The 19,808-nt window shown below is 59.1% G+C and carries 10 protein-coding genes; 4 read left to right on the forward strand and 6 right to left on the reverse strand.

Annotated features, from left to right (window positions below):
* Positions 1–127: 127 nt before the first annotated feature.
* From QRN31_RS19740 to QRN31_RS19750, 3 genes are all read right to left on the reverse strand, one after another.
* On the reverse strand, positions 128–1,975 hold the full coding sequence (locus QRN31_RS19740; RefSeq protein WP_285434184.1) for an amidohydrolase: 1,848 nt from the start codon (positions 1,973–1,975) through the stop codon (positions 128–130).
* 294 nt (positions 1,976–2,269) lie between these two features.
* Positions 2,270–2,584 (reverse strand): SCP2 sterol-binding domain-containing protein, encoded by a 315-nt coding sequence (locus tag QRN31_RS19745; RefSeq protein WP_007976511.1) that lies wholly within the window; start codon positions 2,582–2,584, stop codon positions 2,270–2,272.
* 78 nt (positions 2,585–2,662) lie between these two features.
* Entirely contained in the window at positions 2,663–3,373 is a 711-nt protein-coding gene (locus QRN31_RS19750) for a histidine phosphatase family protein (RefSeq protein ID WP_285433943.1), read from the reverse strand.
* Positions 3,374–3,577: 204 nt separating this feature from the next.
* Here QRN31_RS19750 and sohB point away from each other — a divergent pair, with 204 nt between their 5' ends.
* Together sohB and QRN31_RS19760 are read left to right on the forward strand one after the other, a co-directional pair.
* On the forward strand, positions 3,578–4,600 hold the full coding sequence (gene sohB / locus QRN31_RS19755; RefSeq protein WP_285433944.1) for a protease SohB: 1,023 nt from the start codon (positions 3,578–3,580) through the stop codon (positions 4,598–4,600).
* A gap of 193 nt (positions 4,601–4,793) precedes the next feature.
* On the forward strand, positions 4,794–8,660 hold the full coding sequence (locus QRN31_RS19760) for a dermonecrotic toxin domain-containing protein (RefSeq protein WP_285433945.1): 3,867 nt from the start codon (positions 4,794–4,796) through the stop codon (positions 8,658–8,660).
* 42 nt (positions 8,661–8,702) lie between these two features.
* Here the strand turns inward: QRN31_RS19760 and QRN31_RS19765 are convergent, their stop codons facing one another.
* Positions 8,703–9,197 (reverse strand): DUF934 domain-containing protein, encoded by a 495-nt coding sequence (locus tag QRN31_RS19765; protein WP_090183422.1) that lies wholly within the window; start codon positions 9,195–9,197, stop codon positions 8,703–8,705.
* Entirely contained in the window at positions 9,181–10,839 is a 1,659-nt protein-coding gene (locus QRN31_RS19770; RefSeq protein ID WP_285433946.1) for a nitrite/sulfite reductase, read from the reverse strand. Before QRN31_RS19770 ends, QRN31_RS19765 begins: the two co-directional genes overlap by 17 nt.
* A 525-nt stretch (positions 10,840–11,364) precedes the next feature.
* Here QRN31_RS19770 and QRN31_RS19775 point away from each other — a divergent pair.
* Positions 11,365–12,438 carry an ABC transporter substrate-binding protein gene (locus QRN31_RS19775; RefSeq protein ID WP_285433948.1) on the forward strand — a complete coding sequence of 358 codons (1,074 nt, stop codon included), beginning with the start codon at positions 11,365–11,367 and terminating at the stop codon, positions 12,436–12,438.
* Here QRN31_RS19775 and QRN31_RS19780 read toward each other — a convergent pair.
* Positions 12,435–12,653 carry a DUF2970 domain-containing protein gene (locus QRN31_RS19780; RefSeq protein WP_285433950.1) on the reverse strand — a complete coding sequence of 73 codons (219 nt, stop codon included), beginning with the start codon at positions 12,651–12,653 and terminating at the stop codon, positions 12,435–12,437. The two genes, QRN31_RS19775 and QRN31_RS19780, sit on opposite strands and share 4 nt — an antisense overlap.
* 139 nt (positions 12,654–12,792) lie before the next feature.
* On the opposite strand from QRN31_RS19780, the gene QRN31_RS19785 reads away from it, so the two are divergent.
* Positions 12,793–19,782, forward strand: a complete 6,990-nt coding sequence (locus QRN31_RS19785; RefSeq protein ID WP_285433952.1) for an NEL-type E3 ubiquitin ligase domain-containing protein — start codon at positions 12,793–12,795, stop codon at positions 19,780–19,782.
* Positions 19,783–19,808 lie beyond the last annotated feature (26 nt).

A 19,808-nucleotide genomic window follows, 5' to 3' on the forward strand; every position in this document is an offset into this window, starting at 1 on the left:
CCGTCAGGGCGGAACCCTAAGCCGCCGTTACCGCAGCAACGGATATGTACCCAAAACCAACCCAAACCAAACCAAACAAAAAAACTTTCTGAAGTAAACAGAATTACGGTGTCAGCAAAGTCCCTATTCAAAACGCAAAACACGAACAACCAAACGCCCCCCAGAACCCTTGAAAGTCACTGACCGGTGCCGAAGACAACCGCGCCCGCTCATGACTGTGCGCATGAACCGCACAAGCTCCCGCACAATGATGAGCCTGCGCGGTCAACGGCGCCGAGGGTTTCCAGTGCCCCGGCACTGTGGCCACGGGCGACCACTCCGGCACCACCGGAATCGTCGGCGGCCCGAGTTTTTCGAACTCATGGCTGCCATAGACAATCTTGCCGTCGACAATGGTCAACACCGACTCGATCCATTTGATCGCTTCATCCTCGATGTGGAAGTAGTCCGCCGACAGCGCAATCAAGTCAGCCAGTTGCCCGACCTTGATCTGGCCTTTCTTGCCTTGTTCGGAAGAAAACCAGGCACTGCCGTGGGTATAGAGCTCCAGTGCCGTGTCGCGGCTCAAGCCTTGCGGATACAGCTCCAGACCACCGACGGTTCGACCGCTGACCAGCCAGTACAACGAAGTCCAGGGGTTATAGCTGGACACGCGCGTGGCGTCGGTGCCTGCGCCTACCGGAATCCCTTCGGCCAGCATCCGTGCGATCGGTGGCGTGTGTTCGGCGGCTTTGGCGCCATAGCGGTCGACAAAGTATTCACCCTGGAACGCCATGCGGTCCTGGATCGCAATGCCGCCACCCAGGGCTTTCACCCGTTCGATGTTCTGCGGTGTGATGGTTTCGGCATGATCGAAAAACCACGGCAAACCATCGAATGGAATATCGCGATTGACCTTCTCGAACACGTCAAGCATGCGGCTGATGGATTGGTTGTAGGTGGCATGCAGGCGGAACGGCCAGCGCTGTTCCACTAGATGGCGGACCACCGGCTCCAGTTCCTGCTCCATGGTTTGTGGCAGGTCCGGGCGCGGTTCGAGGAAATCTTCGAAATCGGCCGCCGAAAACACCAGCATTTCCCCGGCGCCGTTGTGCCGCAGGAAGTCGTCGCCCTGACCGTAATGAGAGGTGCTGGTCCAGTTCTTGAAGTCAGTCAGCTCTTCTTTGGGTTTCTGGGTGAAGAGGTTATAGGCGATGCGCACGGTCAGTTGTTGGTCTTTGGCCAGTTGCTGGATGACTTGGTAATCGTCCGGGTAATTCTGGTAACCACCGCCGGCGTCGATGGCGCTGGTGACGCCCAGGCGATTGAGTTCACGCATGAACTGGCGAGTGGAATTGACCTGATACTCAAGTGGCAGCTTCGGTCCCTTGGCCAGCGTCGAGTACAGGATCATCGCGTTCGGGCGGGCGATCAGCATGCCCGTGGGGTCGCCGTTGGCATCCCGCTGGATTTCTCCGCCGGGCGGGTTTGGCGTGTCGCGGGTGTAACCGACCACTTTCAGCGCCGCGCGGTTGAGCAGGGCGCGGTCGTAGAGGTGCAGCACGAACACCGGCGTGTCGGGGGCGGCCTTGTTCAGTTCATCAAGCGTTGGCAGGCGTTTTTCGGCGAACTGGAATTCGCTCCAGCCACCCACCACGCGCACCCATTGCGGCGTTGGCGTGCGATCGGCCTGGTCCTTGAGCATGCGCAGGGCGTCGACCAGTGACGGCACGCCTTCCCAGCGCAGTTCGAGGTTGTAATTGAGGCCGCCGCGGATCAAGTGCAGGTGCGAGTCGTTGAGACCGGGAATCACCGTGCGGCCGTGCAGGTCGATGATTTTTGTACCGGGGCCTTGCAGGGCCATGGCTTGAGCGTCGCTGCCGACCACCACGAAGCGGCCGTCCTTGATGGCAACAGCACTGGCCTGGGGTTTCTTGCGGTCGACGGTGTGTAGGCGTCCGTTGTACAGAATGAGGTCGGCGGGGGTGTCGGGCATGGTTTTACTCCCTGCGATTAGCGGACTGATCCAGGTCTCGATGGTCGCTGCCGAAAGGCCCTGCAATACACGTCGGTGATTGAAACCGTTGTGGACGTGAGGTGGGCTCATGGCGGCGCGCTCCGTCAATTGATCGGGGGCAATCGGCCGATGCCTGGCGCAAGCGACCAGAAGGAATATAGACCGCAAATCCATGGACGGCCGTTTCCTGAGGGCAAAAACGACGAATCCCGCCTCAAGGGGCGGGATTCGTTTGCAACCAGAGGTGCTCCCGAAAGGTCGGGAGCCGCCGTCTTAGCTTGGGAACAGCTCGGACAGTTTCATGGCCAGCATCATGTCGCCTTCAGCGCGCAGTTTGCCGCCCATGAACGCCTGCATGCCGTCGGTCGAACCGTCAACGATGCCTTCCAGGGTTTCGCCGTCCATCACCAGAGTGACCTGGGCGTCAGGGTTTTCGCCTTCTTGCAGCTCGCAGGTGCTGTTTTTGACGATCAGCGAGAAGTTCTTGGTGTCGTCGATGCGGAAACCGAATACCAGGTCCAGACCGGCAGCAGCGGCTGGGTTGAACTTGGCTTTCATTGCTTGTACGGCATCAGCTACGGAGGTCATGGTTTGATCCTTTCTTGGGTAATTAAGAGCAGAGTAATTACAGCTGGTGATTACAGCCAGGGTCACAAAAGTCCGGACTCAGCGAAACGTAATGAGTTCCGGGGCCTTCAGCAGTTGCAAGTGCGCATGACTGTTGAAGGAAGCCAGAGCGACCTCGCGACCTCTAAACTTCAGGAGGTTGAGCGAGGTGTTGACGATTTGCCAGTTCAGCTCAAACGCCTGCCTTGCAGGCATTTGGGTAATCAGATGGAGCAGGGCAGTGATGGTGCCGCCGGAGGTGAACACGGCGATTTTCTGGGTGGGGTCGGCGTTTTCGAGGAGGCGGTGAAGACCGGCCTGCACGCGCTCGACGAAACCCAGCCAGCTTTCAAGGCCTGGTGTGTCATAGGTGCCGGCGAGCCAGCGTTCGATGATCAGGGCAAAGATGCGCTGGAATTCGCTACGGTTTTGCGCGGCGTTGCGCAGGATGTCCAGTGCATGCGGCTCATCCTGCAGCATGGCCGGCAGCAACGCGCGGATCACCGCGTCGGCATCGAATTCGTTGAAAGCGCTATCGATTTCCAGGGTCGGAACCGGCAGGCCTACGGCAGCGAACTGCTCCAGCGCGCTGTTGGCCGTGTGCTGTTGACGGCGCAGGTCGCCGGACAGGCAGCGGTCGAAGCTGATACCCAGTTCAGCGAGGTGCTGGCCGAGGACTTCTGCCTGACGGATACCGGTCGGCGACAGGACGTCATAGTCGTCTGCACCAAAGGAGGCCTGGCCATGTCGAATCAAATAGATACTGCCCACGTCCGCGTCATCCCGGTACGTTGAAGGTTTGGCGAGGTTATGAGGATGGCGGTGAGCTGTCAATGAAAAAACATACGCTTGTTTGAAATGCCCGTTACAGGCCTGTTGCCAGAGGTTTCCCGACTGGTCGTCGGCGCAGCGCATGGGTATGCTGGAGGCATCCCGCGCGTGTTTCAAGCCGCGCTTCGTATTGAAGGAGTCACTGTGGAGTTTTTGTCCGAGTACGCCAGTTTCCTGGCCAAGACCGTGACACTGGTGATCGCCATTCTGGTGGTCCTGGCCAGTTTCGCGGCGTTGCGCAGTAAAGGTCGGCGCAAGGCGGCCGGCCAGTTGCAAGTCAGCAAACTGAATGATTTCTACAAAGGCCTGCGCGAACGCCTGGAGCAAACCTTGCTCGACAAGGATCAGCTCAAGGCCCTGCGCAAGTCCCAGGCTAAATCCGAGAAAAAGCAAAAGAAGGCGTCCGAGGCCAAACCCCGGGTGTTCGTGCTGGATTTCGATGGTGACATCAAGGCATCGGCCACTGAAAGCCTGCGTCACGAGATCACCGCGTTGCTGACACTGGCCACGCCTAAAGATGAAGTCGTGCTGCGCCTCGAAAGCGGTGGCGGCATGGTTCACAGCTACGGCCTGGCGTCCTCGCAGCTGGCGCGCATTCGCGATGCCGGCGTTCCGTTGACCGTTTGTATCGACAAGGTTGCGGCCAGTGGCGGCTACATGATGGCCTGCATCGGTGAGAAGATCATCAGTGCGCCATTCGCGATCCTCGGTTCGATCGGGGTGGTGGCCCAGTTGCCGAACGTCAACCGCCTGCTGAAAAAGCACGACATCGATTTTGAAGTCCTGACTGCCGGCGAATACAAACGCACCCTGACCGTGTTTGGCGAAAACACCGAGAAAGGCCGCGAGAAGTTTCAGGAAGACCTCGACATCACCCATCAATTGTTCAAGAACTTCGTCTCGCGATATCGCCCGCAACTGGCCATCGACGAGGTTGCCACTGGCGAAATCTGGCTAGGCGTCGCAGCGCTGGACAAACAGCTGGTTGACGAACTCAAGACCAGTGACGAATACCTCGCTGAACGGGCGAAGAAGTCCGAGCTGTACCACTTGCATTACGCCGAACGCAAAAGCCTGCAAGAGCGCATCGGCATGGCGGCCAGTAGTTCGGTTGATCGGGTATTGTTGAGCTGGTGGAGCCGGTTGACCCAGCAACGCTTCTGGTAATTGTCACAACACGTTCCAGCAAACCGACGAAACCGTGGAGATCCCACGGTTTCATTTTTTTTGCCTTCAAAAAAGTGCGCCATTTCTTCGCCAGGTAACGACATTTCCTAACACGTTTGTGGATCGCTCCCGCTTCTTGATGGACTCAGGCGGGGTAGGGTGATGTTTCGAAATCACCGCAATGGAATGCACCATGAATGAACCTTTGGAACACGTCGCCGGGGCCCATCCCGTGGCGTCTCTGCGGATGCGCAAAAAACTGCAGGCCGCCGTGGATCTCGCCTTGCCACAATCGCCGGGCCAGTTTGGCGAGCATTTGATCAAGGAAAAATGGGGGCAGGGCATTGACCCACAGACCACCATTCTGGTCACGCTGGACTACAACTTCAAACGCCATCCTGCACAGGACGGTGTCGAGCAGGGGCAAGTGGCGAGTGCTCGTTCGTTGCTTCAAACGCTGCTGTCCAACTACCAGACAGTTGGCGACGGGCGCTTTGCTGAAACCGCGTTCGGACTGTACACGCCGCCGGATATCGGGCCAACGGTGCGGATAATCGATAACGTCGACGAATTCGCCGATCACGGCAGCGGCAACCACCACACCTATGAAGGCATTTATCGGCAAACCTCGCCGCAAACGTATGGACCGCTGACGCAGATCGCCCTGAGACCCGCCGATTTCAAGAAATGGGTCTGGGAACTGGATCTGAAGGGCTTGTACCAGGCGTATCTCGATCAGGCGTGGCCGTCCGATGACGTGCTTCTTGCACCCAAGCCTTACGCCTTGAGAACGTCGGTCAAAGCAGCGTTTGTCATGGCGGCCTGTTTGCAGTTGCAGGAGCAGCGCCTGACTCAGAAGGGCCTGGAACTTGCGATGCAGGCCGCTGGCCTGCCAGCCGATCAATCCTGGGAAACCTTGACCATCGAGCAACTGCAAACACCCGCTCGCATGCCTTCAACGGTCAGGTGCGGCTTGCTGAAACTGTACCGCTACACCGCGACGGATATCTGGGCCTGGCGTGAGACCTCCAGTCCTCGCGTGCTGCTGTACATCCCGGGTAATTCTTCGCCGCTGCACGAATTCGCCGACGCTAAACAATTGCGGCAATGGGTGGTCGCGCAGGGCCGGTCCACAGCGACAAAAGAGGCGTTGGCCGCGCATTTTGCCGAAGACGATCGCGAGGACGGTACGTTTCACGCCGGCGTCCTGACGGCGTTGGACGGCATGGCGCTTTATCCTGCCAGGCACAAGCTGACTGTCAGCGCCGGTTTCTTCAACGATGACGGCTACTGGGACCCTGACGAGTACATTGGCTTCGAAGATCCGGTGCTCGCCACCGATCCGTTTGCCCGGCTGGTGTTGACGATGAAGCAAGCTGCAATGGCAGGCATCAAGACCATTCGCGACGATGCGCAGGTCAATCGGGATCAGTTGAGTGCCGTCGTTGAACCAGTGGTGCAATGGATCAACCGGTTTGGCCCGCTCGCCGTGTTCGTCCCAGGAGGCGAGGGACTGCTGGCGCTGGCCGGGCTGATTGACGCCGGTTATGGCCTGAATCAGGCGGTCAACGGCAAAGCGCCCGATCAACGCTCCGAAGGGCTGACGCGCACGGTGTTTGGCTTGCTTAACGCGTTGCCGATGATCGGTGGCGCGTCGGTGCTCAAGGGCGAAGCTGCCCAAGCCGAGCACCTTGCGGAACGAGCTCCAGAGCCCGACGTTAATCCGCAAGCGATGGAGGTGCGAACGGCACCGACCTTTGCGCCGATGCCCGGCCCAGCGCTCAACCGGATTGGGCTCTTGCGCGGAGTCGGTCCCTCCGTGGCTTCCTTCAGCGATGAAGTGCTGGCGCAGATCGGCACCGTCAGCGCAGTGGACGACGACATGCTGCGGTTGATGCAGGCGGGCCGAGCGCCGACGCCGTTGCTGGCGGACACGATCAGTCGCTTCAAGATCGATCAGGACCTCGGTTCGGCAGTGGACCTTGCGCTCTTCAACCAGCGTTACCAGGCGCTTCAGCACTCGGAGCATGAATGGGTGCAACTTTTTCAACGCCAGTACCCTGACTTGCCCAAAAGCGCTATCGAGCAAATGCTCGAGCGCTATGGCGTTGACCTCCAGGCGTTGCCCGACGCTACCGAGGCCAGCCAGGTGTTTGCGCGCCTGGACAGCAAGGCGCGCCAATACCAGCAACATGTAAGGCTCAATCGAGCCTATGAAGGCCTTTACCTGCGCTCGGTGGCGAACCCCGAATCGGAAGCGCTGGCCTTGCACTCGCTCTCCCTGCAGTCAGGCTGGCCCAGGCATATTCGCATCGACGTGCTGGATCAGACCGTTGTCGGTCGGGTCCTGGACCGCAGCGGTCCACTCGATACGAGCGATGTCCGGCGCCTGATCAAGGAGGAGCAAGGCTACCGGCATCAGGACCGACAAACGGATTTCCATACAGCGCTTGTGGGCCTGCTGTCAGACGACGAGCGTTTGGCGATGCACCTCGATTCGGTTGATCCGCCAGGTCAGTTTCGGCTGAACATCGGCCGTCAGGCGTTACCTCGCCCCGAGTTCATGCACGGGCTTCAGCGAATGGATGCCGGATTGCCTTTCGAGGCCTCGGGACTCAGAGGCGGCGGCTTTCCGGGGACGCCGCAGGCCGAGGTACTGACGCATCAGATGATGAGGTTGCAGCTCAAAGACATCTATCCGGACTTCACCAATGCCCAGGCTGATGCATTACTGCGGCGCGAAGGCGCAGTGGCACAGGCGCACATCGATGGGCTCAAGCAACAATTGCAGCAACTCAACACTGACCTCTTCGGCTGGATTGATCAGGTGACAGACGACATCCGTGACATGGGGGTTCCCCAGTTGACCGCTGGCGATCCCGAGGCGGCAGGGCTGAGCGCTGCGCAGATCCAGGCCCATAACGTGCAACTGATGCTGACAGAAATGCACTATGAACGAGTCACCCGGCAGGAGCTGGCCGAGGAGCTGGTTGCTATCTGGCAAAAGCGTGAGCCCAGGCAGGACCTTCTCCTGGCCGGCGAAAACGTACGCGGCGTCAGGCTTGATCTCGACTTCGAGGATTACCACCGGCTCCCCGCGTTGAATGTGCGGCTCGACACGGTTCTGGAATTATCGATGCGCGGATTCCATGTGACCGAAGAGGACAGCCTGAACGGCTTTCTTGAGAGCTTTCCCAACCTTGAAACCCTGGACCTGGAAAGTGTCGATCTGAGTCACATCAACGAAGGTGACGAGGCTGGGCGCGCACTGCCTCATGCGATCAGCCAGATGCGCCAACTGACGACGCTGAACCTGCGGTCGACCAACCTGACGTTCAGTCAACGCGGTGCTTCGCAGCTCACGGAGCTGACGCGCCTGCACACGCTGGACCTGAGCAACAATCCGCTGGAAGTCCCACCGCTGCTGCTGGGAATGAACGACTTGCGGCAGCTCAATTTGAGTAGTACGCGGATCACCACATGCCCGGTCGGGATCATGGAACACCCATACCTGACGTCCCTGGATTTGCGTAACAATCGAATAACCCGCGTCCCACAGACGGTGCTCAACCAGGCCATCGCCAGGGACCGTGTCAGGCTGCAGGGCAATCCGTTGACGGATGAGGACACGCTGTTGCGCATCGTGGAGCATCGCCGCCGAACGGGCATCAACCTGTGGTTGAGCGAGGCTCACGTCGACGATGGCAATGGTATCGAGTGGTTGCGTGAAGGCGATGAGGCGCTGCGGGAGGCGCGACGATTGATCTGGCAGCGGCTGGCAGTCAGGCCATTTGGAGTTCGGTTCTTGAGGGTCATGGATGGCATGTCCCTGACGGCCGACTTTCAGGTCGACTACCTGACCTTGCAGGCGAGGGTGTGGCGGCTGCTTGGCGATGCCGACGCCTCAGAGGTTCTGTGGGCTCGGCTGGTGGAGGATGTGGAAGCGGCGCAGGTCGATGATGACAACCCTTTCACGCTGTTTACAGAGCTTGAGGCACAGGCTCTCTTTTATCGGAATTGGGAGGCGATGGGGCGACCGTTTCCGATCGGCTCACAGTAAGGGGGGAGCCTTGAACCCCGAAAGGGGTTCAAGGTTTGACGATCAGCGGCGACGGAACAGCGGCAGCGGTTCGTCAGTGGCGGCCTGATAGGTCACGGAGAAGTCCTTGAGGCCTTCAAGTGCTTCGTACGGGTCTTTGTCTGCGCGGATGGCGAATGCATCGAAGCCGCAGCGGTGCATGTAGAACAGCTGGTCACGCAGCACGTCGCCAATCGCCCGCAGTTCGCCTTTGAAACCATAACGGTCACGCAGCAGGCGGGCGTTGGAGTAGTTGCGGCCGTCGGTGAAGGCCGGGAAGTTCAGGGCGATGACCTGGAAATTCGCCACGTCCTCACCGATTTCTTCCGCTTCTTCGTCGGCATCCAGCCACACACCCAGGCCGCCATCGCGAGCCTTGAGCATACGGCCGTGTTCGCGCCACAAGCTCAACGGGACGATCAGGTCGTCGCAGTTGCTGATCTCGTCGATGTTGAAGTCCTTGGGCAACAAGTGCCAGGTTTCGTCGACGACCTCGTTGTTCTTAATTATTCGCTGCATAGACGCGCTCCTTGAAGAGGTCGATGCCAATACGCTGATAGGTGTCGATGAAACGCTCGTCTTCGGTACGTTGTTCGATGTACACGTCGATCAGTTTCTCGATCACGTCAGGCATGGCTTCCTGGGCGAAAGACGGGCCGAGGATCTTGCCCAGGCTGGCGTCGCGACTTGCGCTGCCGCCCAGGGAAACCTGGTAGAACTCTTCGCCTTTCTTGTCCACCCCGAGGATGCCGATGTGGCCCACGTGGTGGTGACCGCAAGCGTTCATGCAACCGGAGATGTTCAGGTCCAGCTCGCCGATGTCGAACAGGTAGTCCAGGTCTTCGAAACGACGCTGGATCGATTCGGCAATCGGGATCGATTTGGCGTTGGCCAGCGAGCAGAAATCACCGCCAGGGCAGCAGATAATGTCGGTCAGCAAGCCGATGTTCGGCGTCGCGAAACCTTGCTCGCGCAACTCGCCCCACATCGCGAACAGTTGGGACTGCTCGACGTCGGCCAGAATGATGTTCTGCTCGTGGGAGGTCCGCAGTTGACCGAAGCTGTAACGGTCGGCCAGGTCGGCTACCGCGTCGAGCTGCTTGTCGGTGATGTCGCCCGGTGCAACACCGGTCGGCTTCAGGGACAGGGTCACCGCCACGTAACCCGGCTTTTTGTGGGCCAGGGTGTTGCGGGTGCGCCAGCGCGCGAAGCCCGGGTGTTGCTTGTCGAGCTCGGCCAGCTCGGCGCTCTGGTTATCCAGCGCCTTATAGTCCGGGTCGACAAAGTGTTTGGCGACGCGATGCACTTCGGCCTCGGTCAACGTGGTCTGGCCACCGCGAAGGTGCTCCATTTCCGCATCGACTTTTTGCGCGAAGACTTCAGGCGTCAGGGCCTTGACCAGAATCTTGATCCGCGCCTTGTACTTGTTGTCGCGACGGCCATAGCGGTTGTAGACACGCAGGATGGCGTCGAGGTAGCTCAACAGGTCTTGCCACGGCAGGAATTCATTGATGAACGCGCCCACCACCGGCGTACGGCCCAGGCCGCCACCGACCAGCACCCGGAAGCCCAGCTCGCCAGCGGCGTTGTTCACCGGCTCAAGGCCGATGTCATGGACTTCGATGGCGGCACGGTCGGAGGTCGAACCGTTGATGGCGATCTTGAACTTGCGCGGCAGGTAGGCGAATTCCGGGTGGAACGTTGTCCACTGACGCACGATCTCGCACCATGGGCGCGGATCGATCAGCTCATCGGCAGCGACACCGGCGAACTGGTCGGTGGTGACGTTGCGCAGGCAGTTGCCGCTGGTCTGGATCGCGTGCATCTGCACGGTGGCCAGCTCGGCGAGAATGTCCGGAATGTCTTCCAGCGCCGGCCAGTTGAACTGCACGTTCTGCCGGGTACTGATGTGGGCGTAGCCCTTGTCGTAGTCGCGGGCAATCCTGGCCATCATTCGCGTCTGGCGCGAAGTCAGTTGGCCGTAAGGCACCGCCACTCGCAACATCGGCGCGAAGCGTTGGATATAAAGCCCGTTTTGCAGGCGCAGAGGGCGGAATTCTTCTTCGCTCAGCTCGCCTGCCAGATAGCGTCGGGTCTGATCACGGAACTGCTTGACGCGGTCCTCGATGATCCGCTGATCGTACTCGTCGTATACGTACATATAAGTCCTGTTCTCAGGCTTGGGCCGGTCGGATCCAGTTGCGTTTTTCGCTTGCTGAAGTATCCGATAGTGCCTCGGCAATTCTGCGCGCACGGCCGCGCACTCCCTACGGAGCCGGGGCAAGATACCAGTTTGGAGTTATGCGCAAAAGTGATGTTTGAGTATATGTAAAGAACCAAAACGACTAACGAGAACTGTTATTGATAAACCCGTATTTGTCGTGCGGGCAATCGTCGTCTTTACTGTGATCGAGTCTTTATGCAATCACCGATAAAACCGACAAGAGGCGATGCAATGAGCAACCCGACGAAAGCGACAAAACCCGATAGCACGGTGGATGCTTGGGCGATTCTGTTTTTGATCATTCTGGTCGTGGGCACCGCGGTATTCTGGGTCAGTCATCAATAATCGACCCCGCCTGGGCCCTGTTCCGACGATTGTCGGACAATTAGCGCAATAAACGCCGTTTTCCGGGATTTCGCTGGCTATAATGCGCGGCGCAATTTCCGGGGGCTCGGGCGATCAATGTTGAAGTTTTTCTACACCTTCCTGCTGATGATGGGGGCGGTTTACGGCCCTGTCGCCCGTGGGGAATCAGTGTTGTTCCTCAACCCCGGAACGACTGACGAAGCTTTCTGGATCAGCTATTCGCAATTCATGCAGGCGGCCGCCAAAGACCTGGGCATTGACCTGCGGATTCTCTATGCCCAGCGCATGCCGGAGCTCACGGTGGCGCAAGCTCGACTGGCGCTGCAAGGCCCGGATCGCCCGGACTATCTGGTTTTCGTCAACGAACAGTACGTCGCCCCGCAAATCCTGCGTCTGGCCGAAGGCAGTGGCGTGAAGCTGTTTATGGTCAACGCGTCGTTGACGGCCAATCAAATGAGCCTGCTGGGCGAGCGCGCTGATCGACTGGGCAGCCTGGTGCCGAACGACGAGGAGGGCGGTTACCTGATGCTCAAGGAGCTGATTCGCCAGCATCCGCCCGTGGCACCGGGGCAGGTCATCGAGTTGCTGGCGTTCTCCGGCCTGAAAATCACCCCGTCATCGCAACTGCGCGAGCAAGGCATGATGCGCGCCTTGGCCGAGCATCCTGAAGTGCGTTTGCGTCAACTGGTGTACGGCGGCTGGACCCGGGAACGGGCCTATGAGCAGGCGAAGTTGCTGTTGCGACGGTATCCGAAAGTGTCGCTGGTGTGGGCAGCCAACGATGAAATGGCTTTCGGCGCCATGCAGGCGTATTCGGAAACGGGCGGCGTGCCCGGCAAGGACGCATTGTTCAGCGCGATCAACACCTCGCCGGCCGCATTGCAGGCGAAGGTCGACGGGCGCTTGAGTGTGTTGTTGGGCGGGCACTTCACCTTGGGCGGCTGGGCGCTGGTGGAGTTGCACGATATAGATCAGGGCGTGGATCTCAGTCACTACGGTGGCCGGGACCGGCGAATCCCGTTGCTGCAGATTATCGACAAGGCCCAAGCCCGGCGAATGCTGGCCATGGGAGCAGCACCAGCCTACGGCGTAGATTTCCGCCGATTGTCCGCCAAAGGCCGACCGTCGTCTTATCGATACCCGTTCAGCCTGCAAACCCTGATGCGCTAAACACCGGCCAGGTGCAACACCAGCTGCACGATGCCGTACAGCGTCAGCGCAAACACCGCCGTGAACAATATCCCCAAAATCACGAAATGACTGGGCTTGCCATGGGTAAAGTCCCGGGCCCTATTCTTTCCGCTCTGCACCCCGAACGCCGCGGCCAAGACGCTGTGCAGCATCTGCCAGAACGTTGGTGGCTTGTTGTCGACCGGGTCGTCCATAAATCCCTCGTCATGCCTGTGTGAGCTATAAGCATAGCCAAACAACCTGCCCATTTCCCCCCTATAAATATGTACCGCCATACCGCCGGATGGCTGTGATGTCCTGATGCACTCTCAATCGAGCATCAGGAGCAACATCATGCCGGACCCTTCCACGCCCACAGAACCCGGGATTCACGTCCCATTTATCAAGAGCCGCCTTCCCGACTGGACGCGTCACTTGACCACCTCCCATCTCCAGGCCATGACGCAGGCGCGCAATCCCGCCCAGCGATTCATCGGCACTTACCCTGAGCTGTATGCCAAGGCGTCACAGGCATTGCGCCAGGCCTTGCTCGACAGTCAGGCACAGAGCAACGCTTCCAACCAGGCGCTGGCCACGACTCTCAAGGATTTCAAAGGCATCACCGAATTCGCCAAGCCATTGCTGACTGATGCGTTGCAGAAAAAATTCGGTCAGGCGCCAGATGTCGTCAACACGGCGCTGTTTCATATGCGTTCGCCCAACCTGGCCGAAGAGCAGTCATTGTTGCAAGCGGCGCTGCGAAACTTCGAAGAAAATGAGCCTTTCGACGGCATTGCCCTACAGGAGACCAGCGCGCTGGCGCCGGTGGGGGCACTGGAGCAGCATCTTTACGACGAACGCACCCAGTATCCGTTTGCGAAGGTGCGCTACAGCCTCCGTGAGAAGTTGTCGATCAAGCCCGCGGCGTTCGCCAGCCTGTGCCGGGAACTGGACGTTGGCAAGCAGTATCAGGACCATCTGAGTGCGGTATTCGATGCGCCCGACAAGGCTGCGACGGTACGCCAGCAGACGATTGCGGCGGACAAGCAACGGATGCGCGTGCAGGCGCATATCGCTCTGATGAGGTCGGACATTGACACCGCAGACCATGCCACGGTGTTGGCAATCCTCGACGGTGCCTCGCCGGAACGACTCGACGGCGAGTCAGTCCTCCACAGTCGGGTGGAGGTGTTTGGCTCGAAATTGAATGAGGTGATGATTATTGGCGCTGCATCGCGCAAAGTCAGAGCGACCCTGCAAAATCCCTGGCTCTTTCTTCTGCCGTTCACACCCGAACTGGCCAAGCTGGTGCCTGATTCACGAGTCATCGTCTACATTCCAGGCGATCCCATCAGCCCCCTCAAGGCGTATGCCTCCTGCCGCGAGTTTGCCCGTGACCTGGCGATCAAGCTGCGTTCCGTCAGTTACCAGCGGTTCTTTGCCGGCTTTGTCGCGCAAGATGAGGCAGGTCGTTTTTTCCACCGGCTCAAGCGCCAGCTCAAGAGCCATAAATGGGACCCGGCTCCGGTTTATCCCGGCCCACCCTATGCGCCGGGCGCATTCCTCAATGGCATGTATGTCGAGGTGTGGAACGAGAATGTCGACCTGGGCATGGATGAAACCTTCATTGATGGCGAAGTGTTTGCAGCCCGTTATGAGTTTCATCTGGCCAGGATGAAGTCCAATGCCAGGTTGTTGGCCATACCCACCGCCGAGGTTGACCACGAAGCCTGGATGACGCGACTCCAGCACTATGCCGAAGGGGGGTTGAGCGTCTTGAACGTGGCAGCCTTTTTCGTGCCGGGACTGGGTGAGGTCATGCTCGCCGTCACCGCCGTGCAACTGACCTACGAGGTTTACCAAGGGGTGGAGGCGTGGAAAGAGGGTGACGCCGAGGAGGCCTGGCGCCATCTCACGTCAGTGGCCCAAAACGTAGCCTTCATGGCCGTGTTGGGCGCGGTAGCCAGCAAGGCGCCGCCGATCATCAACTCGCGGTTTGTCAGCAGGATGACCAGGATCACCACGCCTTTTGGTGAGCAGCGTTTGTGGAGTCCCGACCTTGCCCCCTACAAGAGCAGTGTGTCTGTGGCGGGGCTCGAACCGAATGCATTGGGGCAGTACAAGGTCGGGGACAAGACCTGTATTCGATACGAGGGGAATGTCTACGAAAAGAGCTTCGACCCGGCGCTGAAAAAATGGCGGATCCAGCACCCCAGCGATCCCCAGGCCTATCAACCGATCTTGCGGCATAACCAGCTCGGCGCCTGGCAGCACACCCGTGAACGGCCGCTGGAGTGGGATCGCCCAACGTTGTTGCGCAGAATCGGGCCGCAGATGGACGTTTTTTCTGATGCGCAGCTACAGCAAATTGCCGAGGCCAGCGGGGTCAGCGATGATGCGTTGCGCCAGATGCACATCGATCTCCAGCCACCGCCGCCGCAATTGGCCGAGACCATCAGATCGTTCAAGGCTGATCAACAAGTGCAGCAGTTGATTGATCAGATCCGCAACGGCGGTGACCTGGGTGGTGCTGGCGAGGCTGTCGTACCGCTTACTGTTGGGCTGCCGGGCTGGCCCGTCGAGGAGGTCCTGGAAGTCTTCGAGGGACCGGAACCCTGGGGGGCGTCGCAGCGCTTCGGTTCAGTGTCGGCAAGCAACAATGTAAAGCCCACGATCAAGATCACTCGATCCGAAGTGCAGGCCGGAAAATTGCCGGAACGTATATTAGGGGCGCTTGACGAGCCACAAATCACCCGGTTACTCGGCGCACGCAGCGCGCAACAAGACGCGAACCGCGTGCAGATGTTCAGGGACAGCCTGGCCAACCGCGCCCTGGATAGCAAAAAGTCCCTGGTCGACCGACTGCTCGCTGGCCAGCAGACGACGAATGCCGATATTCAACGACTGCAACGCAGTTTCCCTACATTGTCGCCGGAGGGGGCGCGACAGGTGCTGGGCAATGCCAGTGCCGCCGAGCTGGCCCAATTGCGCAGCAGCACAAAAATACCCTTGCGCCAGGCGCAAGAAATTCGTGTCCATTTACAGCAGGGCGCTCTAAACCGGGCGCTCTGCGGTTTGCACCTGGAGAGCGTGGCGTCTGTTGCCAGCGATCGCCTGGCGTTGCACAGCCTGGAGCAATTGCCCGGTTGGTCGATGGATATGCGCGTGGAGCTGCGTTCCGGCTCGATCAAGGGCCCATTACTGGACAGCGTTGGCGACGACAGTGCGACGATTCGTAATTACCTGGTCAAGGGCGACGGATATTTTCGGGCCTATGACGCCCAGGGCAGGCCTCTTAACAACATCCCCGTGCCTGGCCGCAATCTGTATGAATCGCTGCTGGAGTTCTTGCCCCAAGCGACACGGGCAACCCTGGAGGGCAATCAAGGCCAGGCCTTGCAAAAAAAACTGGCGAACCATGCCAGCACTCATCGCAACGACATGGCGCTGATCTTGAAGCAGCGCCCGTTAAATGCCCCCGGGCCATCGCTGCGTCTGCCCAATGGCCGCCTGGGTTACCTGGCCAGTGGTCGTGGTGTCGGCTTCCACGATGGCGCATTGGTCTCCAGGGTACGGGACCTTTACCCGAACATCTCCGATGCGCAAGCCAGTCAATTCGTCAGAAACCGCCTTAGCGCGGGAGACACCGATCAGCAAGTGTTCAATCTGTTGAACAACCGTCAACGGGAATTCGACGCATTGGAAACCGCATTGAACAACTGGGTCGACGCCGTTGTGCCGGCCCCTGCTGGTGGGCAGTCTCGCCGAGTGATCGCCGATCGGTTGATCCAGTGCTGGCGTTATGGTTTTCACCGAGGACTGGAGCCGGCTTTTGATCTGAATTTAAGTGGTACTGACACGTTGCCCGAGTGGGATGCCGACTTCACCCATGTGCGTAATGTGCAACTGGACAGTGGCCAGCTTATAGGGAGCTCGGGCAATGAACTGCTTCAGCGGTTTCCAAAGATCAAAAAGCTGGATCTCTCCGTGGAAGTGCGGGACATGGCAGCCCTGGCCGAAAAACTGCCTGAATTGACCGAGATTACCGAGCTGACGCTTGATGGCGCATTGGAGACCTATGCACCTCAGTTGGTGCAGGCGCTCCAGGGCATGACTCAACTGGAGCAGCTGTCGCTCAGGGGCGATATGGGCGTAATGGACTTCGGCACGCTCACGAATCTGCGATCCTTGAGGTTGGCGGGGAATCTGACCGAGTGGCCGACCGGGGTGTCGGGCTTGAACAGGCTTGAAACCCTCGATTTACAGCGAATGCCGATCAAATTGCTGCCTGACGAACTGTTCAGCGGGCGGGAGTCGATATGGCGTTGCTTGCAGCTGGATTGGGCGGCCCTGGAACCACAAGCTTTCATGAAGGCCTATGATTATGTGCATGACAATCCGGCGCATTTGGTCAACGAACCGCAAATGATTGCCCAGTACTGTGGAGGGCGTTTGTGGAAGCTGGCACCGAATGATTACACCTTTGCATCAGATGCGATGGCGCGTTTCAGTCGTGACGGGCTATCAGGGCGGGCATTACTGGAACAGGTTGATGCACTGCACGAGCAGCATCTGGCATTCAATCAGTCATTGGACGCCTGGAAGGGCAGGGTTGTACGGGTCGGTGGCAGGCAGATGGATATCTCGCACCGTGAGCTGATCGCTGAAAGAATCCGCAACTGCGCTCGCAAGGGAATGCGTTCCCGGTATTTATCTGCGGAGCCTATGGCGGGCCCGTCGTGGTCGCAAGATGATGCGGTGAACCAATTGTTGGACCTGACGGGGTTTGGGCCGCTGGGTGATTTACCCGTACTTGGCGATACGGTCTTTCCTCATGTGCGCAGCCTGGTCCTCACTGGCAGCGGGCTTTCGACCGTGCAGGTCAATGAGTTTCTGAAAGGATTTCCCCAACTGCGGTCCCTCAACCTCAGCTCCAACCAACTGACCGGACTGCCGCAGGCCATTGATTCGCTCGGGGAACTCAGCGAATTGAACCTCTCATTCAATCAGATGAGAATCACGGCGTCAGCGCAAGCACGGTTGAACCGTTTGACCCACCTGAAAACACTGAACCTGGCGTACAACCGCGTCGACGCTCTTGAGGTCGGTTCGATGAGCAGCCTGCAGAGCCTGGATTTGAGTCATACCCATATCAGCAGTTGGCCCGAAGGCGTGTTGTCGTTGCCCAACCTGCGCCGTCTGGCCTTGAATCACAGCACCATTACAGACATCCCGGCAGCGGCCCTGACCGGGCATGATCAACTGTTGGCGGGGACCTCGCTGCAAGGTTGCCGGCTGAGCCCGCAAGCGGTGACGGCGGTGCGGGCATACGCGCAACGCACGGCCTCCCGCAACCCGATGGATATTGCATCAGCGCACCTGTCCGCCGGACGAACCGGCGGCGATCCGGAGTTCTTTCCGGATGAAGTATCGGAACACCCGGACCTTTTATTGCCTTTGCACCTGGAACCTGGCGAAGGTGATTTGCCCCAGACCTCCGCCGCCAGGCTGCAGCGTGTTGATCCTCAGCTGGGTGATGCGCAAGCCGTTGAACGGATCGACGCATGGCTTGCCCAGGGCATGACGGCTCTGGAAATTGAAGCCCGGCTGATCCAGTGGCAGCAACAGCAGACGCAATTGATCAAGCACTTGAATGACTGGATCGATGTCCCTGCCGTTCGCAGTCGCCAGGGTTGGGTGGGCGCGGTAGACCGCCGCCGGGCGGCTGACCAGCTTCTGGAGTGCTGGCGAGCGACCTTGCGAGATGTTCCTGCGGCCGAGGGGGCGCCGGCTGACGCTGTGCTTGATTTTACCGGCCTGATCATCGGCGATTTGCCTGCCTTGCCGGTCAAGTTCGAGCAAGTCGGTGCGTTGGACCTTAGCGGTGTCGGGCTCACGGAAAGTTCGGACGCGTTCCTGCGTTCGTTTCCCCGGTTGCGTAGCCTGACACTCAATCGCAACGGTCTGGGCACCTTGCCCGAGGCAGTGGGGCAATGTGAACACCTCACCCGGTTGAGCGCCACGTATAACGATCTGCGTGCCAGTGATGAGGTGTCGCGCCAGTTGCGCTCGCTGAGGCATTTGCAATGGCTGGACTTGAGCGAGAACCGCATGGCCAGCCTTGATGTCACCGATCTTGACCAGTTGCAGGGGCTGAATCTGAGCAACAACAATCTTTGGGAATGGCCGGAGGGCGTGTTGCAGGCGCCGACGCTGACATCCCTCAACCTGAGTGGCAACCAGATAGAGATAATTCCTCCCAATGCCTTTTTGCCTGGGCACGCAACCTTGATGGCCGGGACCAACTTGACCGACAACGTCAATCTGGCACTGGAGGACATGTTACGACTGCAGGAATACCTGGAGGAAACTGGCCGTGGCTTGGGGTTCACCGCGCAAGAGATTGAACGACTGCTCGAGGGCTACGGGCCTGAATCGGTCGACGGTTCCGAGAGCTCTGACTTGGAGGATCATCCCGACCATGAGACGCCGGAGGTAGAAAAAGCGCGGTGGTTTTCCGGCGTGGCGGCAGACTCGGAAAAACACCAGATGTGGAATGCCTTGATGGAGCAGGACACCACCCAGGACTTTTCATACATTCTCTCGCAACTTCAGCACACCCGGGACTTTGTCGCCGATCGCCTGGATCTCACGCAGCGCGTCTGGCGTGTCCTTGAAGCCGCTTATGGCGAACAAGCGCTGAGCGAACGGTTGATGGTTCTGTCGAAGGCATTAAGGAATCGCGCGACCTGTGGTGACGGTCGGATACTGTTGTTCAACGAGCTGGAAATCGAGGTCTATGAGTTCAATGCCTTGAAGGCCATTGCCCCGGAACACAAAGGTCGCGAGTTGCTGAAACTGTCTAGAAACCTGTTCCGCCTGGCGCAGGTCGAAGAGGTAGCCAAAACGCGTATCCAGCTCAGGCCCGCTATCGATCCTGCCGAGATTCGCCTGGCCTATCGAATCGGTCTGGCTCAGCGTCTTGAATTGCCCAGTCAGCCCAAAGGCATGGTGTATGAGAACCTGGCGCAGGTGGCGCCAGCGGATCTGGACGAAGCGTACGCATTGATCATCGCCAAGGAAAAGACGCCCGTGTTCATCGAACAGCTGACCGCGCGTAAATACTGGCGAGACTATCTGGAGGAGAAATACCCTGGGGAATTTACCAGGGTGCAGCAGGGTTTTCAGGACAAGGTCAGTAAGCTGGAGGACAAGTACCCGGAGCTCAATACGGCCTACCTACAGGAGATGGACGCCCTGGATACCGTGAATAAAGCCAGCCGCCTGCAATTGCTGGCCACACTCAGCGAGCGAGAGATAGCCGTGTTGGGCGCACAGGCCTGATCGTCAGCCGGCAAGGCTCTGGAGTC

It is taken from the genome of Pseudomonas sp. fls2-241-R2A-110, from assembly GCF_030209165.1.
Taxonomy (GTDB): domain Bacteria; phylum Pseudomonadota; class Gammaproteobacteria; order Pseudomonadales; family Pseudomonadaceae; genus Aquipseudomonas.